Origin of the sequence: Mesorhizobium sp. M7A.F.Ca.CA.002.05.1.1 (assembly GCF_003998335.1) — a bacterium.
GTDB lineage: Bacteria > Pseudomonadota > Alphaproteobacteria > Rhizobiales > Rhizobiaceae > Mesorhizobium.
The window spans coordinates 1-4425 of record NZ_RZQI01000500.1 but is presented as its reverse complement, the minus strand read 5'-3'; the positions used below and the strand labels follow the sequence as shown (position 1 = coordinate 4425).

Sequence of the window (4425 nt, the reverse complement as noted above, 5' to 3'; positions counted from 1 at the left end):
TGGAAGCGCCATGTCGAGAACGAGTAGCCGAAGGTTTCGCGCACCAGGATGGCCGACATGATCGAGGCGGCCAGCACAACGCCGGTCAGCGTCAGGTCGCGGGTCGATTCCAGCGCCAGGAAGGTCATCGTCAGCGGACCGCCGACGACACCGACTGCGAGCGACGTCATGCCGACGACGGCGGCGACGGCAGGGTCGATGCCGGTTGCCGGCGAGACGACAATCATCACATCCGCGAACGCCTTGCCGAGCAGCGCGCCGAGGAACAGCGAGGCGAAGAACAATCCGCCGCGAAAACCCGACCCCAGCGAGACCGCCGACGCCGCCAGCTTGAGCACGAAGACGCTGGCCACCACGGCCAGCCCGTAATTCATCGAGAATTCGCGATGCAGCGCGCCATGGCCGCTGGACAGGACCTGCGGCGTGATCAGCCCCAACAAGCCAACGATGACTCCGCCGATGACGGGGCGCAGCGCCGCATCGATCGACAGCCTGGCGAAACCGCGCTCGATCAGTGTCACCAGATGCATGATGGCGATCGAGGCGGCACCGCCGAGCAGGCCGAGCAGCAGGAACGGCACATACTGGCTGGCGGTGAGCGCCGGCAGACCCGAAAGCTCGAGCGGAAACGGCACGCCGCCGAACATCTCTGCCGTCAGCGAGGCGCAGATCGCGGCTGTCAAGACTGGCGCGACATTGGCAACCGAGTAGATGCCGATGACCAGTTCGAAGCCGTAGAAGGCGCCGGTCAGCGGTGCATCGAAGGCGGCGGCGATGGCGCCGGCCGCACCACAGCCGACCAGGATGCGGACATCGTTGCGGCGCAGCCTGAAGATGCCCGCCAGCCGCGATGCCAGCCCGGAGCCAACCTGCGTATAGCCGGCTTCCAGCCCGACCGAGGCGCCAAAACCGCTGGAGATCATCGTCTGGCCGGCGATGATGAAGGTGTCGGTCAGCGACATGCGCCCGCCATAGAGCGCATTGGCTTCGATCGGGTCGATCGGCGTGCGGAATTTCCGTATCCTGAGCCAGACCACCGTCAGCCCCAGCAGCATGCCGCCGATCGCCGGTATCAGCGCCTGCATCGGATTGGCGAGCGAGAACATGCCGGAAAGCCGGCCGCCTGGCTGAACGCCGAACAGCAGCCCGTGCAGGTCCTGCACGATCTGGCTCATCGCCGTGACCAATATGCCCGCCATCACGCCTACGACACCGGCGAGAACGACCACCACGATGCCGCGTGCCTCGAGCAGAGGCAACGACCTGATCAGCACCGCGCGCAGCCGGCGGGCGTAGACTTCGCTGTGGTTTCTGGAAAGCACCGGGGCGGCTCGCCGATATCGAAAGGCAGTGGAAAGCCAGCCTGATACGCCCGGCGGCACGGCATGGCAACCACTATGCCGGCAGACACCATATTGGCGACAGCTGGCGCGATATCGATCGGCTGACGGACCGTTCAGGTCGGCATGGGCTCGCCGGCTTCATAGAGCACGAGGTTGCGCTCGCCTATGCCTAGCGCCGGCCAGCTCGCACGCCAGTCCGCAATGTGCGGCGAGGCGAAATGCGCGTCGAGCGCTGCCCTGTCACTCCAGACTTCCGTGACCCGGATGAGCCCGGCATCGAAAACATCCTGCGCATAGGAATATTCGAGACAGCCGGGCTCGGCGCGGCTGCCGGAAACCATGCGTTCCATAGCGGGCTTAGCTTCCTCCAATTTGTTTGGCGGCAGGCGGATGGTGCCGATGATCAGAAGCATGGGTTTCCCTTCCTAGCGAGGCCGGCCGACACGGCGACCTGCGCATGGTCGTTCGAACTAGCCAGTCTCCCACCCTCGCGCAAGCTTGGCGGGCTACCTTTACAGGGCTGTCGCGCGCTCGGCAGTCTATGGGGTTTGAGGACGATATGGCGATCAGCGAAAGCATTCAGCCCGGCGCGGTGGCCAAGAACGGCCGCGACGTCTTCTTCGCCATCGGCATCGTCATCATCCTGGCCGTGCTGTTTCTGCCGATTCCGGCCTTTCTCATCGACGTCGGCCTCGCCTTCTCGATCGCGCTTTCGGTGCTGATCCTGATGGTGGCGCTGTGGATCCAGCGGCCGCTCGATTTCTCGTCCTTCCCGACCGTGCTGCTCATCGCCACCATGCTCAGGCTGTCGCTCAACATCGCCACCACGCGCATGATCCTGTCGCACGGCAATGAGGGCACGCATGCCGCCGGCTATGTCATCGCCGGCTTCTCCAAGCTGGTGATGGCCAGCGACTTCGTCATCGGCCTGATTGTCTTCATGATCCTGATCGTGGTGAACTTCATCGTCATCACCAAGGGCGCCACCCGTATCGCCGAAGTCGGCGCGCGCTTCACCCTCGACGCCATCCCAGGCAAGCAGATGTCGATCGACGCCGACCTGTCGGCCGGTATGATCGACGACAAGACCGCGCAGCTGCGCCGCCGCGAGCTGGAAGAAGAATCTTCTTTCTTCGGCTCGATGGACGGCGCCTCGAAGTTCGTGCGCGGCGACGCCATCGCCGGCCTCATCATCACCGCCATCAACATCGTCGGCGGCATCGCCATCGGCTACATCAGGCACGGTATGGGCATGGGCGAAGCCGCCGACGTGTTCATCAAGCTGTCGGTCGGCGACGGCCTCGTCACCCAGATCCCGGCACTGATCGTGTCGCTCGCCGCCGGCCTGCTCGTCTCCAAGGGCGGCACCCGCGGCTCGACCAACCAGGCGGTGTTCGGCCAGCTCGGTGCCCACCCGCGCGCCCTCTATGTCGCGGCATCGCTGCTGGTGCTGCTCGGCCTGATGCCCGGCCTGCCGCTGTTCCCGTTCTTTGCGCTCGCCGCCGGCATGGCCGGTCTCGGCTACGTCATCCCGATGCGCGCCAACCGCGCCGTCGCCGAAGCCGAGGCGATCAAGGATCAGGAAAAGGCGACCAAGGTCGAAGAGGAGAAGAACTCGGTCAAGGCTTCGCTCGCCACCGCCGAGATCGAGCTTTTGATCGGCAAGCAGCTGTCGACAAGGCTGCTGACGTCGCATCAGGAACTGGTTTTCCGCATGGGCAAGATGCGCAAGAAATTCGCCACCCAGTACGGCTTCGTCGTGCCGGAAGTGCGCGTCGCCGACGATTTCGCCATCCCGCCGAAGAGCTACCAGATCAAGGTGCACGGCACCGTGGTGGCCGAGTACCAGATGCGCGTCGGCGAGATCATGGTGCTGCTCGGCAACCGCGACATACCCGAGATACCGGGCGAGGAAATCCGCGAGCCGGCCTTCGGCATGCGCGCCTATTCCGTGGTCGAAGCCTTCGCCGAGGATTTGAAGCGCGAGAACTACACCTTCGCCGACAACATGTCGGTGCTGCTCACCCATCTCTCCGAGGTCATCCGCAACAACCTGCCGCAGCTTCTGTCCTACAAGGACATGAAGGCGCTGCTCGAACGCCAGGACCAGGAATACCGCAAGCTCGCCGACGAGATCTGCACCACGCACATCTCCTATCCCGGCCTGCAGGCGGTGTTGAAGCTGCTGCTCGCCGAGCGCGTCTCGATCCGCAATCTGCACCTGATCATCGAGGCGATCGCCGAGATCGCGCCGCATGTGCGCCGCACCGAGCAGATCGTCGAGCATGTCCGCATCCGCATGGCCCAGCAGATATGCGGCGACCTGTCCGAGGGCGGCGTGCTGAAAGTGCTGCGCCTCGGCAACCGCTGGGATCTCGCCTTCCACCAGAGCCTCAAGCGCGACGCCAAGGGCGAGGTGCGCGAATTCGACATCGACCCGCGTCAGCTCGAGGAGTTCGGCCAGGACGCCACCAAGGCGATCAAGAAATATCTGGAAGCCGGCGAGCGTTTCGTCCTCGTCACCGCGCCCGACGCCCGCCCCTATGTGCGCATGATCATCGAGCGCCTGTTCACCACGCTGCCGGTGCTCAGCCATGTCGAAATCGCCAAGGGCGTCGAGATCAAGGTGCTCGGAACCATATCGTGAGCGTGCTGTCGCAAGGCGTCGTCATCGCGGCGTTCCTCGCCTTCTGCCGCATCGGCGCCTGTTTCATGCTGATGCCGGGCCTCTCCAGCGCCCGCGTCCCGGTCCAGGTCAGGTTGTTCGTGGCGGTCGCCGCCACCGGCGGCCTGCTCGCCTTTCTGTGGGACAAGATCTTTCCTTTCGTCGACCCGCGCCCGCAGATCCTTGTGCCGATGATCATCTCGGAACTTCTGGTCGGCGGCCTGATCGGCGCCATGACCAGGCTCTACATGGAAGCCCTGCGCTTCATGGGCTCGGCCATCGCCATGCTGGTCGGTTATGGCGGCACCGGCGGACCGGCGATCGAGGAGCCCGAACCCCAGGCAGCCCTTGCCGCAATTATCTCGTTCTCGGCGCTGTTGATGCTGTTCGTCTTCGATTTCGACCACGAGATAATAC

4 protein-coding genes are annotated in these 4425 nt (G+C 64.5%); 2 read left to right on the top strand and 2 right to left on the bottom strand.

Annotation, left to right across the window (positions count from 1 at the left end; translation table 11 throughout):
• A partial coding sequence (locus tag EN939_RS22550; protein ID WP_164751147.1) for a chloride channel protein occupies positions 1 to 1322 on the bottom strand: 1322 nt, incomplete at its 3' end.
• Between the two features lie 134 nt (positions 1323 to 1456).
• On the bottom strand, positions 1457 to 1756 hold the full coding sequence (locus tag EN939_RS22545) for a putative quinol monooxygenase (RefSeq protein ID WP_127269780.1): 300 nt from the start codon (positions 1754 to 1756) through the stop codon (positions 1457 to 1459).
• A 146-nt stretch (positions 1757 to 1902) separates the two neighbouring features.
• On the opposite strand from EN939_RS22545, the gene flhA reads away from it, so the two are divergent.
• Entirely contained in the window at positions 1903 to 3990 is a 2088-nt protein-coding gene (gene flhA / locus EN939_RS22540) for a flagellar biosynthesis protein FlhA (protein WP_127269778.1), read from the top strand.
• On the top strand, positions 3987 to 4425 hold a 439-nt coding region (locus EN939_RS22535), incomplete at its 3' end, for a flagellar biosynthetic protein FliR (RefSeq protein WP_206528319.1). The genes flhA and EN939_RS22535, both read left to right, overlap by 4 nt.

Excerpts from the sequence above, each read along its gene's own strand:
- EN939_RS22545 (WP_127269780.1), bottom strand. The coding sequence starts at position 1,756 with ATGCTTCTGATCATCGGCACCATCCGCCTGCCGCCAAACAAATTGGAG.
- flhA (WP_127269778.1), top strand. The coding sequence starts at position 1,903 with ATGGCGATCAGCGAAAGCATTCAGCCCGGCGCGGTGGCCAAGAACGGC.